Origin of the sequence: Leminorella grimontii, assembly GCF_039789245.1 — a bacterium.
Lineage (GTDB): Bacteria > Pseudomonadota > Gammaproteobacteria > Enterobacterales > Enterobacteriaceae > Leminorella > Leminorella grimontii.
Genome location: NZ_CP146357.1, coordinates 1,185,001 through 1,208,438, shown reverse-complemented (window position 1 = coordinate 1,208,438; position 23,438 = coordinate 1,185,001). Strand labels below are relative to the sequence as shown.

20 protein-coding genes, 2 tRNA genes and 2 rRNA genes (1 of these 24 running past the window's edge) are annotated in these 23,438 nt (G+C 52.8%); 7 read left to right on the top strand and 17 right to left on the bottom strand.

Annotated features, from left to right (window positions below; genetic code table 11):
- The first annotated feature begins 62 nt into the window (after positions 1-62).
- Complete coding sequence (locus tag V8L73_RS05770) at positions 63-1,175, top strand: M20 family metallopeptidase (RefSeq protein WP_027275154.1); 1,113 nt, start codon at positions 63-65, stop codon at positions 1,173-1,175.
- A 136-nt stretch (positions 1,176-1,311) separates the two neighbouring features.
- Here V8L73_RS05770 and gpt read toward each other — a convergent pair whose 3' ends face one another.
- A complete protein-coding gene (gene gpt / locus V8L73_RS05765) occupies positions 1,312-1,770 on the bottom strand; it encodes a xanthine phosphoribosyltransferase (protein ID WP_027275153.1) in 459 nt (152 codons plus the stop codon).
- Positions 1,771-2,089: 319 nt separating this feature from the next.
- On the opposite strand from gpt, the gene V8L73_RS05760 reads away from it, so the two are divergent.
- Positions 2,090-3,550 (top strand): aminoacyl-histidine dipeptidase, encoded by a 1,461-nt coding sequence (locus V8L73_RS05760; protein ID WP_027275152.1) that lies wholly within the window; start codon positions 2,090-2,092, stop codon positions 3,548-3,550.
- A gap of 52 nt (positions 3,551-3,602) precedes the next feature.
- Here the strand turns inward: V8L73_RS05760 and dinB are convergent, their stop codons facing one another.
- Positions 3,603-4,658 (bottom strand): DNA polymerase IV, encoded by a 1,056-nt coding sequence (gene dinB, locus V8L73_RS05755; protein WP_347254338.1) that lies wholly within the window; start codon positions 4,656-4,658, stop codon positions 3,603-3,605.
- A gap of 77 nt (positions 4,659-4,735) precedes the next feature.
- Entirely contained in the window at positions 4,736-5,761 is a 1,026-nt protein-coding gene (locus V8L73_RS05750; protein WP_051155767.1) for an FAD:protein FMN transferase, read from the bottom strand.
- A 284-nt stretch (positions 5,762-6,045) separates the two neighbouring features.
- Between V8L73_RS05750 and V8L73_RS05745 the strand changes: the two genes are divergently transcribed.
- Complete coding sequence (locus tag V8L73_RS05745; protein WP_027275149.1) at positions 6,046-6,783, top strand: L,D-transpeptidase family protein; 738 nt, start codon at positions 6,046-6,048, stop codon at positions 6,781-6,783.
- 6 nt (positions 6,784-6,789) lie between these two features.
- Here the strand turns inward: V8L73_RS05745 and V8L73_RS05740 are convergent, their stop codons facing one another.
- From V8L73_RS05740 to dnaQ, 5 genes are all read right to left on the bottom strand, one after another.
- A complete protein-coding gene (locus tag V8L73_RS05740) occupies positions 6,790-7,557 on the bottom strand; it encodes a class II glutamine amidotransferase (RefSeq protein WP_347254337.1) in 768 nt (255 codons plus the stop codon).
- Positions 7,558-7,596: 39 nt separating this feature from the next.
- Positions 7,597-8,181, bottom strand: coding sequence for a D-sedoheptulose 7-phosphate isomerase (gene lpcA, locus V8L73_RS05735; protein ID WP_027275147.1), 585 nt, complete (start codon positions 8,179-8,181; stop codon positions 7,597-7,599).
- Between the two features lie 76 nt (positions 8,182-8,257).
- Positions 8,258-8,887, bottom strand: a complete 630-nt coding sequence (locus V8L73_RS05730; RefSeq protein ID WP_347254336.1) for a hypothetical protein — start codon at positions 8,885-8,887, stop codon at positions 8,258-8,260.
- A gap of 126 nt (positions 8,888-9,013) precedes the next feature.
- Positions 9,014-9,090: transfer RNA gene (locus V8L73_RS05725), tRNA-Asp, on the bottom strand.
- A gap of 105 nt (positions 9,091-9,195) precedes the next feature.
- Positions 9,196-9,960, bottom strand: a complete 765-nt coding sequence (dnaQ, locus tag V8L73_RS05720; RefSeq protein WP_134389001.1) for a DNA polymerase III subunit epsilon — start codon at positions 9,958-9,960, stop codon at positions 9,196-9,198.
- A gap of 47 nt (positions 9,961-10,007) precedes the next feature.
- Between dnaQ and rnhA the strand changes: the two genes are divergently transcribed.
- Positions 10,008-10,475: a ribonuclease HI gene (gene rnhA, locus V8L73_RS05715; RefSeq protein WP_261831439.1), complete on the top strand. Its 468-nt coding sequence runs from the start codon at positions 10,008-10,010 to the stop codon at positions 10,473-10,475.
- Positions 10,476-10,489: 14 nt separating this feature from the next.
- On the opposite strand, the gene V8L73_RS05710 is transcribed toward rnhA, so the two are convergent.
- Positions 10,490-11,209, bottom strand: a complete 720-nt coding sequence (locus V8L73_RS05710; protein WP_347254335.1) for a class I SAM-dependent methyltransferase — start codon at positions 11,207-11,209, stop codon at positions 10,490-10,492.
- A 46-nt stretch (positions 11,210-11,255) separates the two neighbouring features.
- Here V8L73_RS05710 and gloB point away from each other — a divergent pair, with 46 nt between their 5' ends.
- Together gloB and mltD are read left to right on the top strand one after the other, a co-directional pair.
- Entirely contained in the window at positions 11,256-12,011 is a 756-nt protein-coding gene (gene gloB / locus V8L73_RS05705) for a hydroxyacylglutathione hydrolase (RefSeq protein ID WP_347254794.1), read from the top strand.
- Positions 12,012-12,083: 72 nt separating this feature from the next.
- Entirely contained in the window at positions 12,084-13,607 is a 1,524-nt protein-coding gene (gene mltD, locus V8L73_RS05700) for a murein transglycosylase D (RefSeq protein ID WP_027275141.1), read from the top strand.
- Between the two features lie 18 nt (positions 13,608-13,625).
- Here mltD and V8L73_RS05695 read toward each other — a convergent pair whose 3' ends face one another.
- The 4 genes from V8L73_RS05695 to V8L73_RS05680 form a co-directional block, all read right to left on the bottom strand.
- On the bottom strand, positions 13,626-14,420 hold the full coding sequence (locus V8L73_RS05695; RefSeq protein WP_261831437.1) for an endonuclease/exonuclease/phosphatase family protein: 795 nt from the start codon (positions 14,418-14,420) through the stop codon (positions 13,626-13,628).
- Between the two features lie 220 nt (positions 14,421-14,640).
- Positions 14,641-16,356 carry a ShlB/FhaC/HecB family hemolysin secretion/activation protein gene (locus tag V8L73_RS05690; RefSeq protein ID WP_347254334.1) on the bottom strand — a complete coding sequence of 572 codons (1,716 nt, stop codon included), beginning with the start codon at positions 16,354-16,356 and terminating at the stop codon, positions 14,641-14,643.
- A 63-nt stretch (positions 16,357-16,419) separates the two neighbouring features.
- Entirely contained in the window at positions 16,420-17,553 is a 1,134-nt protein-coding gene (locus tag V8L73_RS05685) for a collagen-like triple helix repeat-containing protein (RefSeq protein ID WP_347254333.1), read from the bottom strand.
- 415 nt (positions 17,554-17,968) lie between these two features.
- The gene (locus V8L73_RS05680) at positions 17,969-19,144 is read right to left on the bottom strand and encodes an MFS transporter (protein WP_261831434.1); all 1,176 of its coding nucleotides are present in this window, start codon (positions 19,142-19,144) and stop codon (positions 17,969-17,971) included.
- A 104-nt stretch (positions 19,145-19,248) separates the two neighbouring features.
- On the opposite strand from V8L73_RS05680, the gene yafC reads away from it, so the two are divergent.
- Complete coding sequence (gene yafC, locus V8L73_RS05675) at positions 19,249-20,133, top strand: DNA-binding transcriptional regulator YafC (protein WP_347254332.1); 885 nt, start codon at positions 19,249-19,251, stop codon at positions 20,131-20,133.
- A 24-nt stretch (positions 20,134-20,157) separates the two neighbouring features.
- Here yafC and dkgB read toward each other — a convergent pair whose 3' ends face one another.
- The 4 genes from dkgB to V8L73_RS05655 form a co-directional block, all read right to left on the bottom strand.
- Positions 20,158-20,964, bottom strand: a complete 807-nt coding sequence (gene dkgB / locus V8L73_RS05670) for a 2,5-didehydrogluconate reductase DkgB (RefSeq protein ID WP_347254331.1) — start codon at positions 20,962-20,964, stop codon at positions 20,158-20,160.
- A 161-nt stretch (positions 20,965-21,125) separates the two neighbouring features.
- Positions 21,126-21,202: transfer RNA gene (locus tag V8L73_RS05665), tRNA-Asp, on the bottom strand.
- A gap of 52 nt (positions 21,203-21,254) precedes the next feature.
- Positions 21,255-21,370 (bottom strand): 5S ribosomal RNA (gene rrf, locus V8L73_RS05660).
- 194 nt (positions 21,371-21,564) lie between these two features.
- Positions 21,565-23,438 (bottom strand): 23S ribosomal RNA (locus V8L73_RS05655); it runs 1,230 nt beyond the window's last position.

Genomic DNA, 23,438 nt, shown 5'->3' with positions numbered 1-23,438 from the left:
CTACGGCTGTAAACCTTGCCGCTGCGCTCAGCGCAGCGGCTTCAAAAAAGTAAGGACATATCATGCAGTTAGAAAACTACCTTGACGAACTACGCCCACTGGTCAACGTTGACTGCGGCACTCAAACCGTTGAAGGCGTCGCCGTCATTGCCGACATCATGGCAAAAAAATATAAGGATATGGGCTGGCACGCAGAAATCGTCGATCTCGGCAAAGAAGTCGGACCGGGCGTTTTCGCAACCAATAAGCCGAATGCAAGCCAGTATGACGTACTGCTGGTAGGCCATATGGACACCGTATTCCCGCCGGGAACTGCCGCAGAGCGCCCAATGTCAACGGACGCAACCCGCCTGTACGGCCCTGGCGCTGCCGACATGAAGTCCGGCCTGATGAACATCCTTTGGGCGCTGCGCGCGCTGGACGATAAAGACGTTGAGCGTCTGTCTATCGCTGTAACCATGAACCCGGATGAAGAGACCGGCTCCGTTTACTCCCACGAGTGGATCGGCAAGTACGCCAAGCAAAGCCGCTGCGTGCTGGTAGCCGAAGCTGCGCGCGCCGACGGTTCGCTGGTTAAGGCCCGTAAAGGAATGGTTCGTTACAACATCGACTTCCACGGCCGCGCCGCTCACGCGGGCAACGCGCCGGAAAAAGGCCGCTCTGCGATCACTGAACTGGCTAACTGGGTGCTTGCGATTAACCAGCTGGGCGATAAAGAGCTGGGCACTACGCTGAACGTCGGCGTCATCAAAGGCGGCGATGCGGCCAACATCGTTCCTGATAAAGCTCAGGCCGTCGTTGACGTCCGCTTTTGGGACAACAACGAGTATGACCGCATCAACAAGGCCATGCACGAGATGACCAACCGCGCCTACGTAGAAGACGTTACGGCGACCGTGACCCAAATGGCCCATACGCCCGCTATGTCTCCGAGCGAAGAAACGGAAAAACTGATGGCGCTGGTGGAAAAATGCGGTAACGAAGAGAATATCGCCATTAACTGGCTGGCCGTGGGCGGCGGTTCTGACGCCAACCACACCGCCGCGTTGGGCGTGCCTTCTCTGGACGGCTTCGGCCCTATCGGCGCTGACTTCCACAGCCCGGCAGAATACGTTGAGCTGGACAGCATCATCCCGCGCATCAAGCTACTGAGCCGGATAGTGAAGTCGCTCTAACGATGTAGCTTCAAGCTTCAGACCCAAACGCCTGCAAATGCAGGCGTTTTTATTTGCCTGAAAGATAAAACAAAGCGGACGCCGCCTGATGGCGACATCCGCTTTCTGAATGGTTTTCTATCGTGGCGCTCTAGGATCAGCAATCGCCGATAGGCTTAACGAAGGTAATGCCCATATCCCACGGCTGTTCAATCCAGGTATCCTGCGGGATATCGACGACATAGTCGTCAACCAGCGGCTTACCGGCCGGCTTGGCAAAAATGGTAACGAAACGGGCTTTAGGATACATTTCGCGAATGGCTTTAGCCGTTCCGCCGGTATCAACCAGATCGTCAACGACGATAAAGCCTTCACCGTCACCCTCTGCGCGTTTAAGCACGTTCATCTCACGCTGATTGTCGTGGTCATAGCTGGAAATACAAACCGTATCCACATAGCGGATGCTGAGCTCACGCGCCAACAGCGCAGCGGGGACCAGACCGCCGCGGCTAACGGCGATAATGCCTTTCCACTGTTCTCTCGGCAGCAAGCGACGCGCAAGCTTACGGGCCTCAATTTGCAACATATCCCAGGTGACGATGTATTTTTCGCTCATATAAATCGAATCCCAGCCGACGCTAGACGGCTTTAACTAATGAATCAGGGGGAAAAAAGTTGACGGGAATTATAAAGATCGCCGCCCATAAAAACCAGCGCTTCTGACAGAGAATAATGCATAAGTCTCTTCATTCTTTCGACCGCCCTTCCGCCAACCCAAAATATCTTTCTATAGGGCACATTACAGCCAAAAATGGCTACCTCTAAAGCCTCATCTGTGGTTAATATGCTGCTTATGTAAATTGAAAACCTATTTCCTACGGCAGCGGCCGTTTCCGACTCTCGTTGAAAAAAGAAATCGTTACAGGAGATTCATCGTGTCTGACTTATCACAACTTACCCCACAGCATCTGTGGCAGCACTTCGCAACCATCTGCTCCATACCTCACCCGTCCAAACATGAAGAAGCGCTGGCTCAGCATATCGTTAGCTGGGCGAAGGAGAGAAAGCTGTTTGCTGAGCGCGATGCCGTTGGTAATATCCTGATCCGTAAGCCGGCGACGCCGGGTATGGAAAACCGTAAGTCCGTCGTTCTTCAGGCCCACCTCGACATGGTGCCGCAAAAAAACAACGACACCGAGCACGACTTTGAAAAAGACCCCATACAGCCCTACGTCGACGGCCAATGGCTGAAAGCGCGCGGCACAACGCTTGGTTCCGATAACGGCATCGGTATGGCTTCTGCACTGGCGGTGCTTTCTGACGAGAGCTTGGTTCACGGCCCGATTGAAGTTCTGCTGACCATGACGGAAGAAACCGGTATGGATGGCGCGTTCGGGCTTCAGCCCAACTGGCTGAAAAGCGAAATTCTTATCAACACCGACTCAGAAACCGAAGGCGAAATCTACATGGGATGCGCCGGCGGCGTCGACTGCATCACTACGCTGCCGCTGAGCCGCGAAGCGCTTCCGGCAGGCTATGAAACCTTCAAAATTTCGCTCAAAGGCCTTAAGGGCGGCCACTCCGGCGGCGATATTCATTTAGGACTCGGCAACGCCAACAAGCTGATGGCCCGCTTCCTGGCCGCACAGACCAGTGAGCTGGAACTGCGCCTGCTCTCCTTTACCGGCGGTACGCTTCGTAACGCTATCCCCCGAGAAGCCACTCTGGTGGTCGCAGTGCCTCAATCCAAGGTCGGCGCATTGAAGCAGGCCGCCGCGGACTATCTGACGCTCATCGGCCATGAGCTTTCCGCCGTAGAAAAAGGCATCTCCCTACAGGTTGATGCTTTTGAATGTGGTTCCAAAGCGCTAACGCAAGACAGCCAAAACCGCCTTGTCGGTCTGGTGAATGCCAGCCCTAACGGGGTGATGCGCATGAGCGACTCCGTTAAAGGCGTCGTGGAAACGTCTCTCAACGTCGGCGTTGTGACGACCGAGCAGGACTGCGCGCAGGTGCTGTACCTTATCCGCTCTCTTATCGACAGTGGTAAACAGTACGTTGTTGAAGTGCTGATGTCTCTGGGCCAGCTGGCCGGCGCCGAAGTGAAAACCAAAGGCGGCTATCCGGGATGGGAACCCAACCCTGAGTCACCGGTAATGAACCTGGTGAGCGAGAGCTATAAGAAACTGTTCGACACCACGCCTCACGTTATGGTGATCCACGCGGGCCTGGAGTGTGGGCTGTTTAAACGCCCCTATCCGGACATGGACATGGTCTCTATCGGGCCAACCATTACCGGCGCGCACTCTCCGGATGAACAGGTTCACATTCCTAGCGTGAGCCGCTACTGGCAGCTTTTGACTCAGGTGCTGAAGTCTATTCCTGAGAAAGGCTAATCGCGCTTGTGATTGCGAGAAAAACGGCGGACAACCGCCGTTTTTTTATGGTCTAGGTAAACAGCGCCAGCTGCTTTTCCATCTGGGGATCCAGCAGCGTGACGTGTAACCCAACCAGGCGAACGCCTCTGCCCTGCCGACGTTCCTGCCAAACCTGTTCGGCGGTCTCCAGCAGATCGCCTTTATCTAACTGCTGCCAGACGTGCTCCTGCGTAGTTAGTTGAAAATCATCAAACTTAAGCTTGACACCCTGGCGGGCGATGCGCAGATCCGGCCTTGCCTTGCTGAGCCTACGCTCCAATTCAGGATAGAGCCGCTCTATCACCGCCAGACACTCCGCCCAGCTATAGATATCTACCGACAGCGTAGTTTCAACGCCGATAGACTTACGCTGGCGGTCACTGCATACCTCTCGGTCATCGATGCCGTTGCAGCGCTCATAAAGCACCCGGCCAAATTTGCCAAAGCGGCGCAGGAGAGAAGCCAGATCGTACTGCTGAACGTCTTTACAGGTATGCAGACCAAGCTCGGCCAGCTTTTTACCGGTCACGCTGCCGACGCCGGAAATTTTGGTCAACGGCAGCGTTGATAAAAACTCCCCAATCTGCTCGGGCGCAATAACAAACTGACCGTTGGGCTTATTCATATCCGACGCAATCTTTGCTAAAAACTTGACCGACGCCACGCCAGCCGAAGCGGTAAGGCCCAGCTCGCGGTGAATCGCCGCGCGAATATCTCTGGCGATCAGCGTCGCCGAGCCGTTAAACGCCGAGCAGTCAGTGACGTCGAGGTAGGCTTCGTCCAGCGACAGAGGCTCAATCATCGAAGTGTAACGGCGGAAAATAGCGTGGATCTGCTGAGAAATTTCTTTATACAGCGCCATTCTCCCCGGAAGAACTTTTAGATGCGGGCACAGCTTGAGCGCCTGTGCGACCGGCATGGCGCTGTGTACGCCAAAACGCCGGGCCACGTAGTTAGCGGTGCTTATCACGCCCCGCTGCTCTCGGCTCCCGCCGACCGCCATCGGAATATCAACCAACGAGGGATCGTCGCGCATCTCAACGGCGGCATAAAAGCAGTCCATATCGACATGAATGATCTTGCGCACGACGAACTCCTGAATCAGAAACTGTACAAATATACAGTCAAGATTAGCATTCCTCAAGCGAAACGACGCTTAGTGCATCAGGGCGCAACCAGAAAGGGCTTAAACGCCGACGAAAAGTGTTCGGTAAATCCCTCTGGCGTCGAAGAAATCATCATTACGGGAAGGCCGAGCGACTCCGCCAGCGCCATTCCCTCCTTGACGCCCAAGACGGTCAGCGCCGTTGCCCAACCGTCCGCCGTCATACAGGATGGGCTAATCACCGTAACGGAAACGACGTCGCTCATTATCGGCCTGCCGGAACGGGGATCGAGGGTATGGGAATAGCGTATGCCATCCGCGTCAAAGAAGTTACGATAGCTGCCCGAAGTCGCCATCGACATGTTCCCTGGCTCAACGACGCGCTGTACCTGCTGTTCAACCCCGGTAACCGGCTTTTCAACCGCGATTCGCCAAAGTTTTTTCCGCTCGTTCAGCCCGCGGGTTCGAACCTCGCCGCCAATATCGACCATATAGTTCTGAATGCCTAACGACTCCAGATACTCCGCCACGGCGTCGACGCCATAGCCTTTTGCAATAGCCGACAGATCGAGATAAAGCTCCGGCACGCGCTTTATCAGGCTCTGCCCCTGAACTTCAAGTTTATCCATACCGACCCAGGCCCGGCGCTGGGCGATTTCAGCTTCATCGGGCGGCGCATCCGGTCTGGCTTCCGGGCCGAACCCCCACAGGTTCACCAGCGGCCCGACGGTAACGTCGAGCGCACCCTGACTCAACCTGCTGATACGAAAAGCTTCGTTGACCACGCGGACGGTGGCCGCAGAAACGGGAAACGGCTGATTCACCACTCGGCTTTGATTGAATCGGCTGAGTTCAGAAGCCGGCCTGTAGGTGGACATCTGGTCGTTAACCTCTTCAAGCAATGCGTCAATTTTTTGCTTTAGCGGCTCGGCGCCCGGCGCGCTCGGCGCGGGAAGATATTTGATGGAGTAATAGGTCCCCATCGTCTTACCGTCCAGAGAGACCCGTTCAGGCTGACAGCCAAAAATAAAAAGCAGCGAAACGGCGACAGCAAAGGGCGCCAGCCTACGAGAAAACCAATTCAACCTTCCACCTCAGTCAATACAATAAAAACTCACAAAAGAGCATCGCCATTTTTACATGGAAAACGACATCTTTTACACCCTACGTTCCGAATGGACACATTAATGCCGATTTTGAAACTCGAAATCTCGTGAAGCCCCCTAAATATGGGCGATTACGCTAAAAATCGTTGCTCTTTTTTCATCGGCTGGCATACACTATCGTCCATCGTATGCGCGGCGTTTGCCGCCGTTTTTGTTTACTAATTCGATTTGTTATGGAATACGCTTTTACAACAGGAAAGAAAATGGGCAAAACCCTGCTGCTGCTCAGCCTGCTGCTCCCTTTGACGGTGTTTCAAACCTATGCTCAACCGACTCTCTCTCAGGAGCAGGAGTCATACCCGATTTCGCCGCAAAAGCAGCGCTTTCTGGGCAAGCCGGTATATATCCGCATTATTAAAGAAGAAAAGAAGCTGGAACTGTTCGTTAAGGATCGGGGAAACTTTCAGCTCATACAGACATATCCTATCTGTAACTACTCCGGCGGCCTCGGGCCCAAACGCTTCCAGGGTGATTTCAAGAGCCCTGAGGGCTTTTATCAGGTCACGATGGGCAGCTTGAACCCCAACAGCAAGTTTTACCGTTCTTTTAACCTCGGCTACCCCAACCAGTTTGACAAAGAGCATGGTTTTACCGGTAAGCATCTGATGGTGCACGGCGACTGTGTGTCAGAAGGGTGCTATGCCATGACCAACCGGCAGATTGCCGAAATTTACCAATTTATTGAGTATGCGCTGATCGGCGGGCAGCCTCAGGTCGACGTCGGCATTTTCCCCTTCCGCATGACGGAAGAGAACATGCAGCGCTACAGCCATTCGGTACACTATGACTTCTGGCAGCAGCTAAAGCCTGGGTACGACTTCTTTGAGCGCACCCACCAGCCGCCCAGCGTTACCGTGGCGAACGGGCGCTACAGCCTGGAATCTCAGGAGCTGTTGGCTAACCGTAAGACAACCGACAGCCGAAATCCTTTCGCCCAATAATTCAGCTTAAAGAACGCGCTCTCCCAGATGGAACAGCGCGAACTCACCGGGCTCAATCTTTTGCCACTGCTCGTTTCCCGTTAGCGGCTGAGTGGCAATCACGGTAACGACGTCGTTTGGCGTCGTTTCTCGCTGAAAGTCTATTTCAACGTCTTCATCAAGCAGCGTCGCTTTGCCAAAAGGGGCGCGGCGCGTTAGCCAGTGCAGCCGGGTGGAGCAATAGGCCATCACATAGTCGCCGTCAGACAGCAGCATGTTGAAAACGCCCTTCTTCCTAAGCTGCCCGGCGCAGGACGCGATAAAGCGAAATACGGCAGGCCAGTTGGACGGGCACCTTGGATAGCGCTGTTTGAGCTGTTCCAACAGCCAGCAAAAGGCGTATTCGCTGTCCGTCTCGCCAATGGGAATAAACGACGGGTTCTTCAGGCTGCGGTAGCCTTTTAGCTGACCGTTATGGGCGAAAGTCCAATTCTTTCCCCACAGCTCCCGGGTAAACGGGTGCGTGTTTTCCAACGCCACCGCGCCCCGATTAGCCTGACGAATATGAGAAACGACGGCGCAAGACTTTATAGGGTATTCCTGCACCAGGCGAGCGATAGGCGAATTGTAGCCAGGATTGGGATCGCGGAAGGTTCGACATCCTTTCCCCTCGTAAAAGGTGATGCCCCACCCGTCTTTATGAGGGCCGGTGCGGCCGCCGCGCTGAATCAGGCCGGTGAAGCTAAAGCAAATGTCGGTCGGCACATTGGCGCTCATTCCGAGTAACTCACACATACCGCCCTCCTCAATCACACAACGCCGTCGGCCCGAACGTCAAAACGACTTTTCCATCTCTTTTTCAACCAGCAACATCAGGATGTGAATCACCTTAATGTGCACTTCCTGGATGCGGTCTGCGTAACCAAAGTGCGGCACGCGGATCTCGACGTCGGCCATGCCGTTCATCTTGCCGCCGTCCTTGCCGGTCATCAGGATAACCTTCATTCCTTTGGCGCGTGCGGCGTCGATCGCCTTTAAAATATTGGCGGAATTACCGGACGTCGACAGGCCAAACAGCACGTCGCCTTCGCGCCCTACGGCTTCAAGATAGCGAGAAAACACGTAGTCAAAACCAAAGTCGTTGCTGACGCAGGAGAGATGGCTGGGATCGGAGATAGCGATAGCCGGATAGCCGGGGCGATTTTCGCGGTAGCGTCCGGTCAGCTCTTCGGCAAAATGCATCGCATCGCAGTGTGAACCGCCATTACCGCAGGACAGCACCTTTCCACCGGACTTGAAGGACTCCGCCAGCAGTAAAGCTGCGCGTTCGACGGCCGCAATGTTCGCATCATCGCTAAGAAACTTATTTAACACCTGAGCCGCTTCGTTTAGCTCGCTGCGAATAAGATCCTGATACATATCACACCTCTTGGGTAATCAAATAAAATCAATCAATGCCGGGCAGTTTAACGGATGGCCGCAGCAGCGAAAAGGGCTATTCGGCTGGTGGAGAAGAATCAGGCCGCCCGCCGCCAGAACCGCTCGAATAATAGAGGTTGCTAAGCTGTTGGCGGTTAAAGGCCCAAACCAGCGGCAGCAGTAATAGAGAAGAAATAGCGGTCGCTATTATCGTTAAAATCCAAAACGTCGCGCACAGGCTGCGCGCCGTATGTGACCAGTTAGCGCTGTAGCTTGTCACCATCATCGCCGTCATGATAAGCACGGCGCCTACGAGAACAATATAGACGCTGGCTAAGGTTTCTTCCCCAGCGCGCGCCGTTATCGTTCCGAAGGCAAGGATCAGATAGAGAATAAGGCAGACGACGCCGATGGCGTATCCCGGCTTTTCTTTGCCAAGCTGAAAACGCATGGCCGTCTCCTGCAGCGCGGGACGATCCTCACCCGCTCCGAAGAGGTCAATCCATCCATTGCGAGGATTTTGACAAAAGAGCGTACGCTTCCCGCGCTTGATAACCGCCGACGTGGCGTCGCTTTTCGCCACGATGCTTCCCCCCTTTTTCCATACGAGCTCAAGTTCAGGAATGCGAGCAGAAAGCGCCTCAAAAAAGGCCTCAACAAAGCCGGCGTCAAACGTCTTTTTAAAAAGAAACTTAAGAAACCACATGCGGACAGTCCGATAAATTGGCAATGGGAGTAATGTAGCGGAAGCGCGGGGGCAAAGGCAAAGGGAACTGGGGATATGACAAAAGAAAAAGGCCTGCGTTAAATAATAACGTAGGCCTTAAATAAGTGGCGGAACGGACGGGACTCGAACCCGCGACCCCCTGCGTGACAGGCAGGTATTCTAACCAACTGAACTACCGCTCCACTCGAATGTGGCAGATACTAAGGCTCAGGCTCTTTGCCGTCAACCTAAATTTATCAAAACGAAATCAATTGCGCATAAATTCAACGAAATGCGCATAACCCACGCTAATTAACCGTGTCGCCCTCCTGCGGCGTGCGCCACAGGCAGCTTCCCCCCTTCTTCGCCACCAGGTCCAATCGAGACTCGTGCTGACTTAGTTCTTCTTCGCTGGCGTAGATAACCTTCATGGCAAAGTCCGTACGGGCAATTCTCTGGATCTCGGAACCTTTATTATCTGACTGCGTCTCCCCCTCCATCGCAAACGACAGGGAAGTTTGACCGCCGGTCATCGTCAGATAGACGTCTGCCAGAATTTCGGAGTCGAGAAGAGCGCCGTGCAGCGTACGGCGGCTGTTGTCGATATCCAAGCGGCTGCAGAGCGCGTCCAGGCTGTTACGCTTGCCAGGGAACATTCTGCGAGCCAGTTGCAGTGAGTCCGTCACCGTACAAAACGACTCAACCTTCGGGTGGTCAGGGCGCAGCTTGCGAAATTCGTAATCCATAAAGCCGACGTCGAACGATGCGTTATGGATAACTAACTCAGCGCCTTCAATGAACGCCAGGAACTCATCGGCAATGTCGGCAAACGAAGGCTTATCGGCCAGAAACTCGTCGCTGATGCCGTGTACCGCAAAGGCCTCGGGATCGACTAAACGGTCCGGCTTGATATAGACGTGAAAATGCCTGCCGGTCAGGCGGCGGTTAATCACTTCCACCGCGCCAATCTCAATAATACGGTGGCCTTCATAGTGCACGCCGACCATGTTCATACCGGTTGTTTCGGTATCGAGCACGATCTGGCGCGTAATTTCAGTGCTTATTGGTTCCATTTTATGTCAGACTTAGGCTTTTAAACTGAAAGATGAGTCTACCAGAGATGTTAAAGCAGGTAGAAATATTCACCGATGGCTCCTGTCTGGGAAATCCAGGCCCCGGAGGCTACGGTGCTATTTTACGCTATAAACAGCACGAAAAAACCCTTAGCGCGGGATATTTCCTGACGACCAACAACCGGATGGAACTTTTGGCCGCCATCACTGCGCTGGAGTCGCTCAAATCGCCCTGTCAGGTCAGCCTGAGCACCGACAGTCAATACGTGCGTCAGGGCATCATGAGCTGGATCCACAACTGGAAAAAGCGCGGCTGGAAAACGGCCGACAAAAAGCCCGTCAAAAACGTCGACCTTTGGATGCGGCTTGATAGCGCTATCGGCCACCATCAGGTGGAGTGGCACTGGGTTAAGGGGCATGCGGGACACGAAGAAAACGAACGCTGCGATGAACTGGCCCGAACCGCAGCCTCTTCGCCAACGCTGACCGACGAAGGATATACGCCTGAAAGCTGATTGGAAACGACGTTCTAATCTCCCCGATGGATATTTTTCGTCGCCCCCAGCGCGCCCGGCCTGACCTTAAAGCGCTTTCGAAACAGAGAAACCGGATTAATCGTTAAGGGGATTGTCCGCTTTCTCGCGACAATCAGGCTCTGACAGCCCAAAATAGGAAACGACATTCCCGGCCTGCAGACGGACGGCGTCCAGGGAAGGGGCTGAAAGTGGCTATGGGACAGCACCTCATAGTTTAGAAGGCTCAGCCAGTCCATCAGCCGCATATTGGTAAACATACGAGAAGTATAGGGATGGCGCTGCCGAACCAAAGGAACAAGCTTCCCCACGCCAACGGCGCTTATCGGATTAAAACCGCTGATAATCAGCCAGCCGTCGTCAATCAGTACGCGATCGACCTCTCGCAGTACCTGATGAGGATCTTCCGAATACGCCAGCGTATTCGCCAACAGGCAGGCGTCTATCGATTTATTCAAGAAAGGCAGCTGAAGGCTGTCGGCGTAAACGTGAAGATCGCTTCCCTTTGAGGCCGCATGAATATGATGAGCTATTTGGCATCTGGCCGTATTAACATTTACGCTCAACTCGCCAAGTTTCAGCAAGTGAAAGCCAAACAGCTTCTGCCACCAGGGTTCAAGCTGCTGCTCCAACGCGGATAAAAGGGCGCCGCCACAAGATAACTCATCCCATGACGCGGGCGGTGCTACAATCTTCTCGATACGAGCGGCTCTCATGGATTATCATCTCTTTGTGTCTAACGTTAACCTTAAGGACATCTCTATGCATCTTATCAGCATTCCCGCTTTTCAGGACAATTACATTTGGCTACTGACGAATGGTCAAGATATCAACGTCGTGGTCGATCCTGGAGAAGCCGGGCCGGTTATCGATTTATTAGATAAAAAGTCCATCGCGCCCTCGGCCATACTGCTAACCCACCACCACAACGACCATACGGGGGGCGTCGCGACGCTGTGCGAACGCTATCCCGGCATTGAGGTTTACGGCCCGCAGGAGACGCAAAGTAAGGGCGCAACAAAAATAGTCAAAGAAGGCGACAAAATAGATCTGGCTTCGCTGTCATTTCAGGTTATCGAAGTTCCAGGGCATACGCTGGGGCACGTAGCCTACTACTGTGCGCCCTACCTGTTCTGTGGCGATACGCTGTTTTCCGCCGGCTGTGGCAGAATTTTTGAAGGTACGGCAAAGCAGATGTATGAGTCGATAGAAAAACTGGCCGCGCTCGCAGATGACACTATCGTATGCTGCGCTCACGAATATACGCTATCGAACCTGCGCTTTGCCCACCACATTTTACCGGAAGATAGCGAAATTGAAACATATGTGAAACAAATTGAGCAACTCCGCTCAGAAGGGCAACCTTCTGTACCCACAACGCTGGAAAAAGAGAAAAAAATCAACCTTTTCTTAAGATGCCATCAGTCTGATTTACAAAGAAAGTTAGGCTTTAATACTACAACTATGGCGACCTGGCAGGTTTTTGAGCGATTAAGAGCCCTGAAGGACAGTTACTGACGCTTTTTGTTGAGTTATTCGGCCAGCCAAAGTATTATCGGTCGACTTTTAAACAAATAACAACGTGAGTACATGAAGATAAGAGCGATTCTATTCGCCTCTGTATTGCTCGTTGGCTGTCAGACGACCAATAATCAGGTATCCCAGCCCGACACAGGCAAGCAGAACTCTTCTTCCGCCAGCGACTTTTTTGCTAAACACTCTCAGGGTGGCAGTCTAGATTGGCTTATGGCCGAGGACGGCCAGTCAGAAAAAAACCTGTGGCAAGCGGTCAGCACCGAGCTGAAGATGGAGGTCCCGGAAAACGCCCGGGTTCGCGACCAAAAGGATTATTACCTAAAGCATAAGAGCTATCTCCAGAATGTCGCCGTTAGGGCGGAGCCCTACATGTATTGGATTGTCAGCGAAATTAAAGAACGCGACATGCCGATGGAACTGGCACTACTGCCCATAGTGGAGAGCGCTTTTAACCCTAATGCCACCTCACCGGCCAGCGCAGCGGGCCTTTGGCAAATCGTGCCCACGACAGGGCTCTACTACGGCCTTAAGCAAAATCGCTGGTACGACGGGCGGCGCGATCTTGCTGAATCCACCGACGCTGCGCTAAACCTTCTTGAACGCCTTAACGGCATGTTCGACGGCGACTGGCTGCTTACTATTGCTGCCTATAACTGCGGTGAAGGATGCGTACTTAAGGCAATCAAAGAAAACGAAAGAAAGAAGCGCCCAACCGACTATTGGTCGCTAAACCTGCCGAAGGAAACTACCGCCTACATTCCTAAGCTTTTGGCCCTGAGCAGCATCATTAAAAACAGCGCCAGCTATGACATCGAGCTTCCGCACGGCAACGTAAGCCGCGCGCTTACGCGCATCGAAGTCGGTCAGCAAATAGAGCTGGAACAGGCGGCCAAAATGGCCGATATCCCTCTTCAAAAACTGAAGACCTATAACGCCGGCTATAAGCACAACTTTACGGCGCCAAACGGGCCGCATTCCATCACCCTACCGGTGCAGAATGCCCAAAAGCTTACGGCATCGCTGAAAAAAGGCGACGTCAATCTGGTCAACTGGGGTCAACACCGCGTCGTAGAAGGGGAAACCGTTGAAATTCTGGCCCAGCGCTATGGCATTAAGGCCAGCGAAATAAAAGAGGCCAATGCGCTGACAGAGCCGGTCGTCGCTGGGCAGCTCATTACTCTGCCGGTTTCAGCCGAGTACATGAGCCAGCTGGCGCTTCAGCAGGCACAGAGCTCACAGGTTGCAAAAAGCAGCGCTACGTCAACGTCAAAGTATAAAGTTCGCTCCGGCGATACCCTCTCTTCCATCGCTAAACGTCATAAGGTAAAAACCAGCGACATTCAGCGTTGGAACAAGCTGGCGAAAAACGGCAAGCTGAAGGTTGGGCAAACGCTGCAGATCGTCAGTTCCGGCGGTTCTCGCAAAAGCATTACTTATCGAGTACGCAAAGGCGACTCTCTGACCAGCATCGCAAGGCGCCATAACGTTGATATTAATGACGTTCTCAAATGGAACACGGCCCTTGAAGACGTCCACAACCTACAGCCCGGCGATACCTTAACGCTTTACAAACGCTAACTGTCGAATATGCCGGCTTCATCTGGAGCCGGCATAAAACTTGACCAGCAGAGGATTATGATCCGACGCTTTCGTTACCAGCACCGACGCCTCCATGACCTCCAATCCACGGTAAAACACAAAGTCCAGCGGACGGCCAAAGGCGCGCTTGCGCCAGTCTTGAGTAAAGCGAACTTCCTGTAGCCCGGTTAGCGTAGAGAAGCGATAAAGGGAACGAATGCGCTGTTTGCTCCAGGCGTTAAAATCACCGGCCAAAATCACCGGCCCTTTATGCTGCAAGATTTGCTCTCCGATGGGCTTAAGCTGCTGTTGATAGATGTCTACGCCAAAGCTGAAGTTAACGGCATGAATATTAGCCACCATAAGCTGACGGCCATCATCCAGCGGGTACACCGTCACCAGCGCGGATTTTGACAGGCGAAGAAGCGGCTCCTTCTCGCGAAGCGGGCAGCAATAGACGGGATTTGCCGAAGCCAACGTCATCACCCCCAGAGAATACTGAGGCAGCATGATGGCCGGCACCTGATCGGCTGTAAGGTAGTTAGAGGTGGCAAATCGGATAAGCTCAGGAGAGGTTTGCGCTTCCTGTAAAAGTACCAGCTGATTTTCAACACCGTGCCTTTTTAACACGTTAAGCCAGTCCGCCCTCTGCTGCTTGAAAATGTTCCATACCATGACGTTCAAAACGTCATGGGTCGGAAACGCCTGCAGCGGCGCGACGATAGTTGGATTAAGCTCGTTCAGGACACCCGGAAACACGCGCTCGGCTGGCACGCCGGCGGAATAACGCAGGGCATAATTTCTTTTTCGCACGCTCACTACCTATTAATAGCCCAGCATCTCCCTATGCGCTACATCGGCATCCCGAGCCGATAACGTCCTTTTGTTTAATTTATAAAAAGCCGCTGGGGAAAAGTGCGACTCTACAGCCAATAACAGAAAATAGCTGATTATTAAAAATTAGACCATTAACGACAAGCGTTGTTCCCCAAAATTCCTGTAGGAAGGCGAGCCATTGGTGAAGCCATCGTATTTAGCGCAAATCGTTAAAGTTCCACGTTAAGGTTACGCTAAAGCGCCAGTCTCGGTCGCGGCTGTCGCTTGGTTTGTCCGCGAGCGGTCTGGCCCCTTCAACCGACAGCGTATAGTGCCGGTTATCGCCAAACATAACGCCCGCAGCGGCAGAGGCCAACTTTTTCTCGCCAAGGCCGCTCTGATTAAAACGCGTTCGCGCAGTATCGGTCAATACATAAGGCTGAACGGTGGCCAACCACTGGCTCTCAGCGCGTGAAATGATATAGCGCAGCTCCAGCTGGCCGCCATAACCATAGTCGCCGCTGGCCTCTCCGTCTGGATAACCGCGCCCGTAGCGAAGCGCCCCAAAGCTGGCGCGTTCGGACTCCGGTAAGCTATCGTTACTCCAATCGCCTTCCCAAGAGGTCGAAAGCCGCCAGGCGTCAGTCATTGACCACGCCCCGTCGAAGCCGCCCTTCCATCGCGTGAAGCTTAAATCGGCACTGTCTTTAGGAGAGATATCGGCGCCAGCGCCATTAATTCCTTGGCGCATCGCGACGCGCGCGCTGGCCGATACCTTTTCCCATTCCTGATAGCCGTTGATGCCCAATTCGGCGGCAGGATATCGAACATGCTGGCGCACCGTCGATAAGTCAACAGTATTACCAAAACCGTTGGCGCGAAGGCGATAGTCATTATGCTTATCCACATAGTCAAGCTCGGTCGATATCCCAAGCTGCCTCTGCCGCTCCAGCACCAGCGGATAGTTAAGGGCCACGCCTCCCGTGTACTGAGTCTGTTTTTGACGCGACTCAACGTTGATATCCGGCGTTAGCTGAAGAAGCTGAGTGTAGCTACGGGGATCCTCCTGATAGAAGCTTCCTTTAAGCTGTAGCTGTAAGCCTTCATCACTCAGATATTGCTGGTAGTTCATACCCACGTAGTTCTTGCGGGCGGTCTTATCGAGCGGAACCAGAACCGCCAGCCCAAGCTGATCGCCCCATGATGTAATATTGCTCAGTGAGCCGTTAAGCATCGCCAGATTCTGCCCTTTGCGTGAGTCCAGCGTTGAAGACACATCCCACCGCCGGGGCTGCGCCGCATTCACGCTCATTGTCGCCGCACCGTAAATATTTGCTGGAAGTTGGGCGTTAGCCTCTACTTTAGCGGCAGGCGTTCGCGTCATTAAAAGGCTGTAGCGATCGAATGTACGCTGCGACAGCGGCTTTTCCTGCATCATCTTTTCAGCCAGTCGCTTCACGCGCTCTGCAATTTGTGGGCTATCGCTGTTAATCTGGCTATGGGCGATATAGCCCTCAACCAATACGACGGTGACGGTCCCATTCTGGAAGTTATTATTGGGCAAGAAAGCAAAAGAGAGCGGATAGCCATCATCCCTATAGCGTTGAGTAATAGCCGACGTCAGCTTGAGTAGCTTACTCAATGGAACAGTTTTACCTATCAGCGGGCGAAACGGCCCAACGAGCGAAGGCAGAGAATAACGCGAGCCTCCTACAAACTGAATCCGTCCGACCTTGATCTCCGTTTGCGGCGTCAGCGCAGGAGCTTCAGCGTCAACGGTGACGGTCGGAGCCGAAGCGCTCGCTTTTGGTGGAGCCACACCGGGAGAAGGTTTGGCGGGGTTATTGGGGTCAATAAGCAAAGGGGTCGTATCTGCGCGAACGGCGCCTATCATTACGCTCAGCACAAGCGTCACTGACGTCAGCTGTTTCATAAACTGTCTCGTATTAAAACGGCAGAAAAGAAGCGCTCCCGACGAGTGGGAGCGCTTATATATTTATTTTTTATTGAGATTTGACAAACTCGAAGTCAAATTAGTAATAAGATTTGGGCTTTGAGTACCCGGCGTTGAACTTCCGGCGCCCGTACCGCTACCGCCAGCCGCCGTTGTGGTCGTTAACGTCGAGGTTAGGCCTGAGGTTAAACCGTTTAAAGTTGAACCCAGTCCACCGCTTCCCGCCCCCGCGCTGCCTGACGTACTGCCTCCGTCGGTAGTAGATATCGGTTTAACTAATCCGCCGGTATCCACAACGGCCTGACCGACCCCTTGAACCAACTGGCCAGCGCCGTTAAGCGCAGGCGAAGTAGCTCCCACCTGAGATCCAACGTTGCTAACCGTTGTACCTACGGCGGTCAAAACGGTATTAACGGGAGAACCAATCCCGGTTGCCGTACCCACGGTTTGAGTGACTTTCTGCGTATCGGCCAGCGTCGTATTCAGTACGGTCGTTGTCCCCGTCGTTAACGTACTTACAGGTTCGCTTTGAACGACGGAAGTCAGCGTATTTCCAACGCCGTTCACTGCCTTGCCCGTCGTATCAACAACGCCGCCCACCAGTGCCGTCGTTCCTTTTAGCGGAGTATTAGCCGTCGTATCCGCCAGATTATTTCCTACGGCGGAAACCGTTGTCCCAAGGCCGGAAACCGTATTGGTCACTCCGGTCAAAGTCGTTCCAACGCCGTTAGGATTGTTAACATCTCCAATTCCGTCTTTAAGGCCTGAACTTACGGTTGTAACGGCATCACCAACGCCACTAACCGTTACCGCAACCGTAGACGTAACGGGATTGTCCTTAAGCGGAATCCGATCGGCGATATCATTAATCGCGCCGCCAAGACCGTTCCCCGCCGTACCCAAATCGCTAACAACATTATTTACGGCAGAGCCGTTAGCCACAGTTCCCGTCCCGCCATCGCCAGGATCTGTCCCCCCGTCGCTCCCACCACCATTAGAACCATCATTTCCACCGTTAGAACCGCCTGAATCCCCGCTTCCACCATCGCTATTGGTATATTTTCCGTCAGAACCAATATCGCTGGAACCACCGCTTCCGCTGCAGGCCGAAAGGGAGAACGCAACGGCTATCGCCAGCGCTAGCGCGCCAAGGCGATTTAGGTTACTTGTGCTCATGACATCACCCCACGAATAAATACGCCGGTCGACGTAACCATGAGTATAAAAAGAGGCTATAAAGTCGCCGCGCTAAAGCATGATTTTTTAGCGCTATCAGAGATATACATAAATAGAGCACTACCGGAAAGTTATCTTTGCCGAACCACGTTTGCCAAAAAATAAAAACAACATGAAGCATGTGCCAATAAAGTTATTTAGCATCAGTTAATTACAACAATAAAAACGTTTTTAAAAAACGAAGGAGTTTAAAGAAAATAATAAGAAACCCAACAAATAGTTACGGCATTCATGAATAGAATTGTTCTCTTTCAATTTATTCAAGCCAGAAAAACATATAAACAAAAAGCCGCATTTGTTAAAAAAGATACGGCCTTTCATTAATCAAACATGGGCTACCTTATCTTAGAACGTATTAGCTCATGGCAGCCCTTACTGTCTTATCCATGCGTCCGCTAAAGCCGGTCAGCATAAATGCTGCCAGAACGATGGCTGCGCCAATCCATGGCGTTTGCGACAGGCCATAATGCTCTACCGTTTGTCCGCCAATGACCGACCCAATAGCGATGCCAATATTAAAAGCGGCAATATTTAATCCAGATGCTACGTCAACGGCGTTAGGGGCATACTGTTCCGCTTTTTGGACTACATAGACCTGCAGGCCAGGAACGTTGCCAAACGCAAAGACGCCCATGAGCAACACCGTCACCAGCGCCGCATATTGAACTGAAACAGTGAATTGAAGAATCAGCAACAATAATGCTAAAGCGGCAAAAATAAACTTCAGTGCAGTAACAGCTCCGTGCTTATCGGCAAGCTTACCGCCCCAAACGTTGCCTACGGCCACTGAAACGCCATAGCCCAACAGGATCCAGCTTACAGAACCGGGCGAGAACCCCGCCAGCTCCTGCATCATTGGAGCAAGAAAAGTAAAAGCGGTGAACACGCCTCCGTAACCCAGCGCAGTTATGGCATAAATTATCAGCAGGCGCGGATGAGTAAGAACTCTCATCCGCTCGCGCAGGCTGGCTGCGGCGCCGCCGGAAATATTACCCGGCACCAAAATAAAGCTGCCGATAAGCGACACCACCCCCAGCAGGGATACCGCTAGAAATGTCTCGCGCCAACCGAAATGCTGTCCGATAAATGTCCCTAAAGGAACCCCCGTTACGAGCGCAACCGTCAGGCCGCCAAACATAATGGCAATTGCAGATGCGGCTTTCTCTTTCGGTACCAAACTGGTCGCTATCGTCGAACCAATCGAGAAAAACACGCCGTGCGCCAGCCCGGTCAGCAGGCGAGCTACCACCAGCACGCCATATCCAGGTGCCAACCATGCCAGCAGGTTACCGGCAGTAAACAATACCATTAGCGCCAGCAGCAGCTGTTTACGCGGTAGGCGGCCGGTCAACGCCGTCAGCACTGGCGCACCAACCGCCACGCCAAGCGCATAGATAGAAACCAAAAGCCCAGCCGACGGCAGGGAAATGGATAACTGTTCAGCAATGGTGGGAACCAAACCCACAATCACAAACTCAGTGGTACCGATTGCAAAGGCTCCGATAGTTAAGGCAAGTAACGCCAACGGCATAGTTCACTCCGTATCAACAAGATTAAGATGACACGTAGTATGCATAGGTGTTTAAATAACAAAAACCGTCAAAATCTCAATAAAATTTTGCTTCAGGAGCAATAATGAGAGCTACATCGGAAGAAATTGCCATCTTTGTTGCCGTCGTAGAAAGCGGAAGCTTCAGCCGCGCAGCAGAACAGCTGGGGCTGGCTAATTCAGCCGTTAGTCGGTCGGTCAAAAAGTTGGAATCCAAACTGGGCGTTAGCCTGCTCAATCGCACCACCAGGCAACTCAGCCTGACGGAAGAAGGCGAACGCTATTTTCGTCGCGTTCAGGCTATCTTGCAGGAAATGGCGGCCGCCGAAAATGAAATAATGGAAACAAAAAGAACGCCGCGCGGGCTATTACGCATCGATGCGGCGACGCCGGTGATGCTCCATTTTCTGATGCCGCTGATTAAGCCATTTCGCGAACGTTACCCGGAGATTACGCTCTCTCTCGTTTCGTCGGAGACTTTCATTAACCTTATTGAGCGAAAGGTAGACATAGCAATCCGTGCAGGAACCCTGACGGACTCCAGCCTGCGCGCCCGCCCCCTGTTTACCAGCTACCGCAAGATAGTGGCTTCTCCGGACTATCTTGCGCGTAGGGGGACGCCGCAAACGATCGAGGATCTCAAAGAACATGACTGTCTGGGCTTTACAGAACCCGCCTCGCTAAATATTTGGCCGGTCTCCCGTGGTGACGGCCAGCTCTTTGAAATTACCAGCTCGTTGTCATCCAACAGCGGCGAAACCATTAAACAATTATGCTTAAGCGGTAATGGTATAGCCTGCTTGTCAGACTATATGATTGACGGGGAAATCGAACGAGGTGAGTTTGTGGAACTGCTGCCGACGCACCGTTTACCTATCGAAATGCCGTTTAGCGCAGTTTACTATAGCGACAGAGCCGTCAGCGCCCGTATTCGGGCCTTTATTGATTTTTTAAGCGAGCGGCTCAGCTAGCTGCGAAGCCGCTCATAATATTATTTACTTATCCCATATTGGAGCCAGCCCTTCTGGACTTACCAAACGGTCGTTACAATCGAGCGTGGCGATAGCCTTTCTGTCTTCATCGTCCAGCCGGAGGTCAACAGACAACAAATTGCTTGCCAAATTTTCGCGCTTCGTTGAAGAAGGGATAACGGAATAGCCCTCTCCCATCGCCCACGCCAAAATAACCTGAGCTGGCGTAGCGCCGTGTTTGGTAGCAATACGAGCAATCAGCTCATCTTTTAGCGCTTTGCCGTAAGCCAGCGTCATATAAGACGTGATATGAATACCGTGCTGCTTAGCCCAGTCAACCACCTTGCGGTTCTGCAAGTATGGAGACAGCTCGATCTGATTGGTCGCAATATTATTCACTCCCACTGCCGCAATGGCTCTTTCCATCAAAGGGATTGTGAAGTTAGATATACCAATTTCACGCGTCAACCCTTCCGTTTTTGCATCAAGAAGCGCCTGCATAAACTCTTCAACGGAAACCGCATCATTCGGAGACGGCCAGTGAACCAGAGTCAGATCAACGTAGTCAGTACGTAACTTTTTCAGACTCTCTTTCAGGCTAGGAATTAGCTTTTCCTTACTAAGGTTTTCAGTCCAGATTTTAGTCGTGAGGTACAGCTCACCGCGCGGCACGCCGCTTTCGGCTATAGCCAGCCCTACGGCCGCCTCATTATCATAAATTTGTGCCGTATCAACGGCACGATAACCGAGTTCCAGCGCCGTTTTTACAGATGCGATAACGACATCATCTTTCAGACGAAAAGTACCAAGGCCAAATGCGGGGATTGTCATTGCGTTTCTCTTTCTCTCTGTGTTTGTTAAGTAAAGAGATTATGACCAACACATTCAAGAAGAAAAAGAGCGATAAATGCAGAGGATTTTTGCCTAAAAAGCAACAATAGGGTTATAAGCAAGAAAAAAGCCCTGAGTGCATACTCAGGGCTTTTAATAAGTGGCGGAACGGACGGGACTCGAACCCGCGACCCCCTGCGTGACAGGCAGGTATTCTAACCAACTGAACTACCGCTCCACCGAATTTTTATCTCACCAGAAGCGCTCTGGCTTACTTCTTTAAATTAAGAACCTGGCAGTTCCCTACTCTCGCATGGGGAAGCCCCACACTACCATCGGCGCTACGGCGTTTCACTTCTGAGTTCGGCATGGGGTCAGGTGGGACCACCGCGCTGTCGCCGCCAGGCATATTCTTTGTGCTCTGTCCTGTGTCTTTCACGCTGATGCTGCGTTGGCCGCTCTCCGTCGTCATAGTCACATACCTATGTATGTTCCCGTGCCGCCCTCGTTTGCCGCCTTGCCTCACCGCGAAATCCTTCGGACTTTAATCCGCAGAACAAACTGAATAATTCTTCGTCTCTAAAACGCCTTCGGCGTTGTAAGGTTAAGCCTCACGGTTCATTAGTACTGGTTAGCTCAATACATCGCTGCACTTACACACCCAGCCTATCTACGTCATCGTCTTTAACGTTCCTTTAGGGGACTCTAAGTCCCAGGGAAGACTCATCTTGGGGCAAGTTTCGCGCTTAGATGCTTTCAGCGCTTATCTTTTCCGCACGTAGCTACCGGGCAATGCAATTGGCATCACAACCCGTACACCAGCGGTGCGTTCACTCCGGTCCTCTCGTACTAGGAGCAACCCCCCTCAATCTTCCAGCGCCCACGGCAGATAGGGACCGAACTGTCTCACGACGTTCTAAACCCAGCTCGCGTACCACTTTAAACGGCGAACAGCCGTACCCTTGGGACCTACTTCAGCCCCAGGATGTGATGAGCCGACATCGAGGTGCCAAACACCGCCGTCGATATGAACTCTTGGGCGGTATCAGCCTGTTATCCCCGGAGTACCTTTTATCCGTTGAGCGATGGCCCTTCCATTCAGAACCACCGGATCACTAAGACCTACTTTCGTACCTGCTCGAGCCGTCACTCTCGCAGTCAAGCTGGCTTATGCCTTTGCACTAACCTCCTGATGTCCGACCAGGATTAGCCAACCTTCGTGCTCCTCCGTTACTCTTTGGGAGGAGACCGCCCCAGTCAAACTACCCACCAGACACTGTCCTCACCCGCGATTCAGCAGGTCGAGTTAGAACATCAAACATTAAAGGGTGGTATTTCAAGGTTGGCTCCATGCAGACTGGCGTCCACACTTCAAAGCCTCCCACCTATCCTACACATCAAGGTTCAATGTTCCGTGTCAAGCTATAGTAAAGGTTCACGGGGTCTTTCCGTCTTGCCGCGGGTACACAGCATCTTCACTGCGAGTTCAATTTCACTGGGTCTCGGGTGGAGACAGCCTGGCCATCATTACGCCATTCGTGCAGGTCGGAACTTACCCGACAAGGAATTTCGCTACCTTAGGACCGTTATAGTTACGGCCGCCGTTTACTGGGGCTTCGATCAAGAGCTTCGCTTGCGCTAACCCCATCAATTAACCTTCCAGCACCGGGCAGGCGTCACACCGTATACGTCCACTTTCGTGTTTGCACAGTGCTGTGTTTTTAATAAACAGTTGCAGCCAGCTGGTATCTTCGACTGGCTTCGGCTCCATGGGCAAGCCACTTCACCTACTGCCAGCGTGCCTTCTCCCGAAGTTACGGCACCATTTTGCCTAGTTCCTTCACCCGAGTTCTCCCAAGCGCCTGAGTATTCTCTACCTGACCACCTGTGTCGGTTTGGGGTACGATTTCGTGTTACCTGATGCTTAGAGGCTTTTCCTGGAAGCAGGGCATCAACCACTTCATCTCCGTAGAGACTCGTCATCACGCCTCAGTGTTAATAGCGGTCCGGATTTACCAAGACCACCCACCTACACGCTTAAACCGGGATAACCGTCACCCGGCCGGCCTAGCCTTCTTCGTCCCCCCTTCGCAGTAACACCAAGTACGGGAATATTAACCCGTTTCCCATCGACTACGCCTTTCGGCCTCGCCTTAGGGGTCGACTCACCCTGCCCCGATTAACGTTGGACAGGAACCCTTGGTCTTCCGGCGAGCGGGCTTTTCACCCGCTTTATCGTTACTTATGTCAGCATTCGCACTTCTGATACCTCCAGCAGACCTCACAGTCCACCTTCGCAGGCTTACAGAACGCTCCCCTACCCAACGAACGTATCCCTAAGCCAACTCGACGTTGTAAAACGCATTGACGTCGCTTCGCTCCGTCAATCGTCAACTCTGCAAAGTTGTCTTGGGTGATACGTTCGCTGCCGCAGCTTCGGTGCATGGTTTAGCCCCGTTACATCTTCCGCGCAG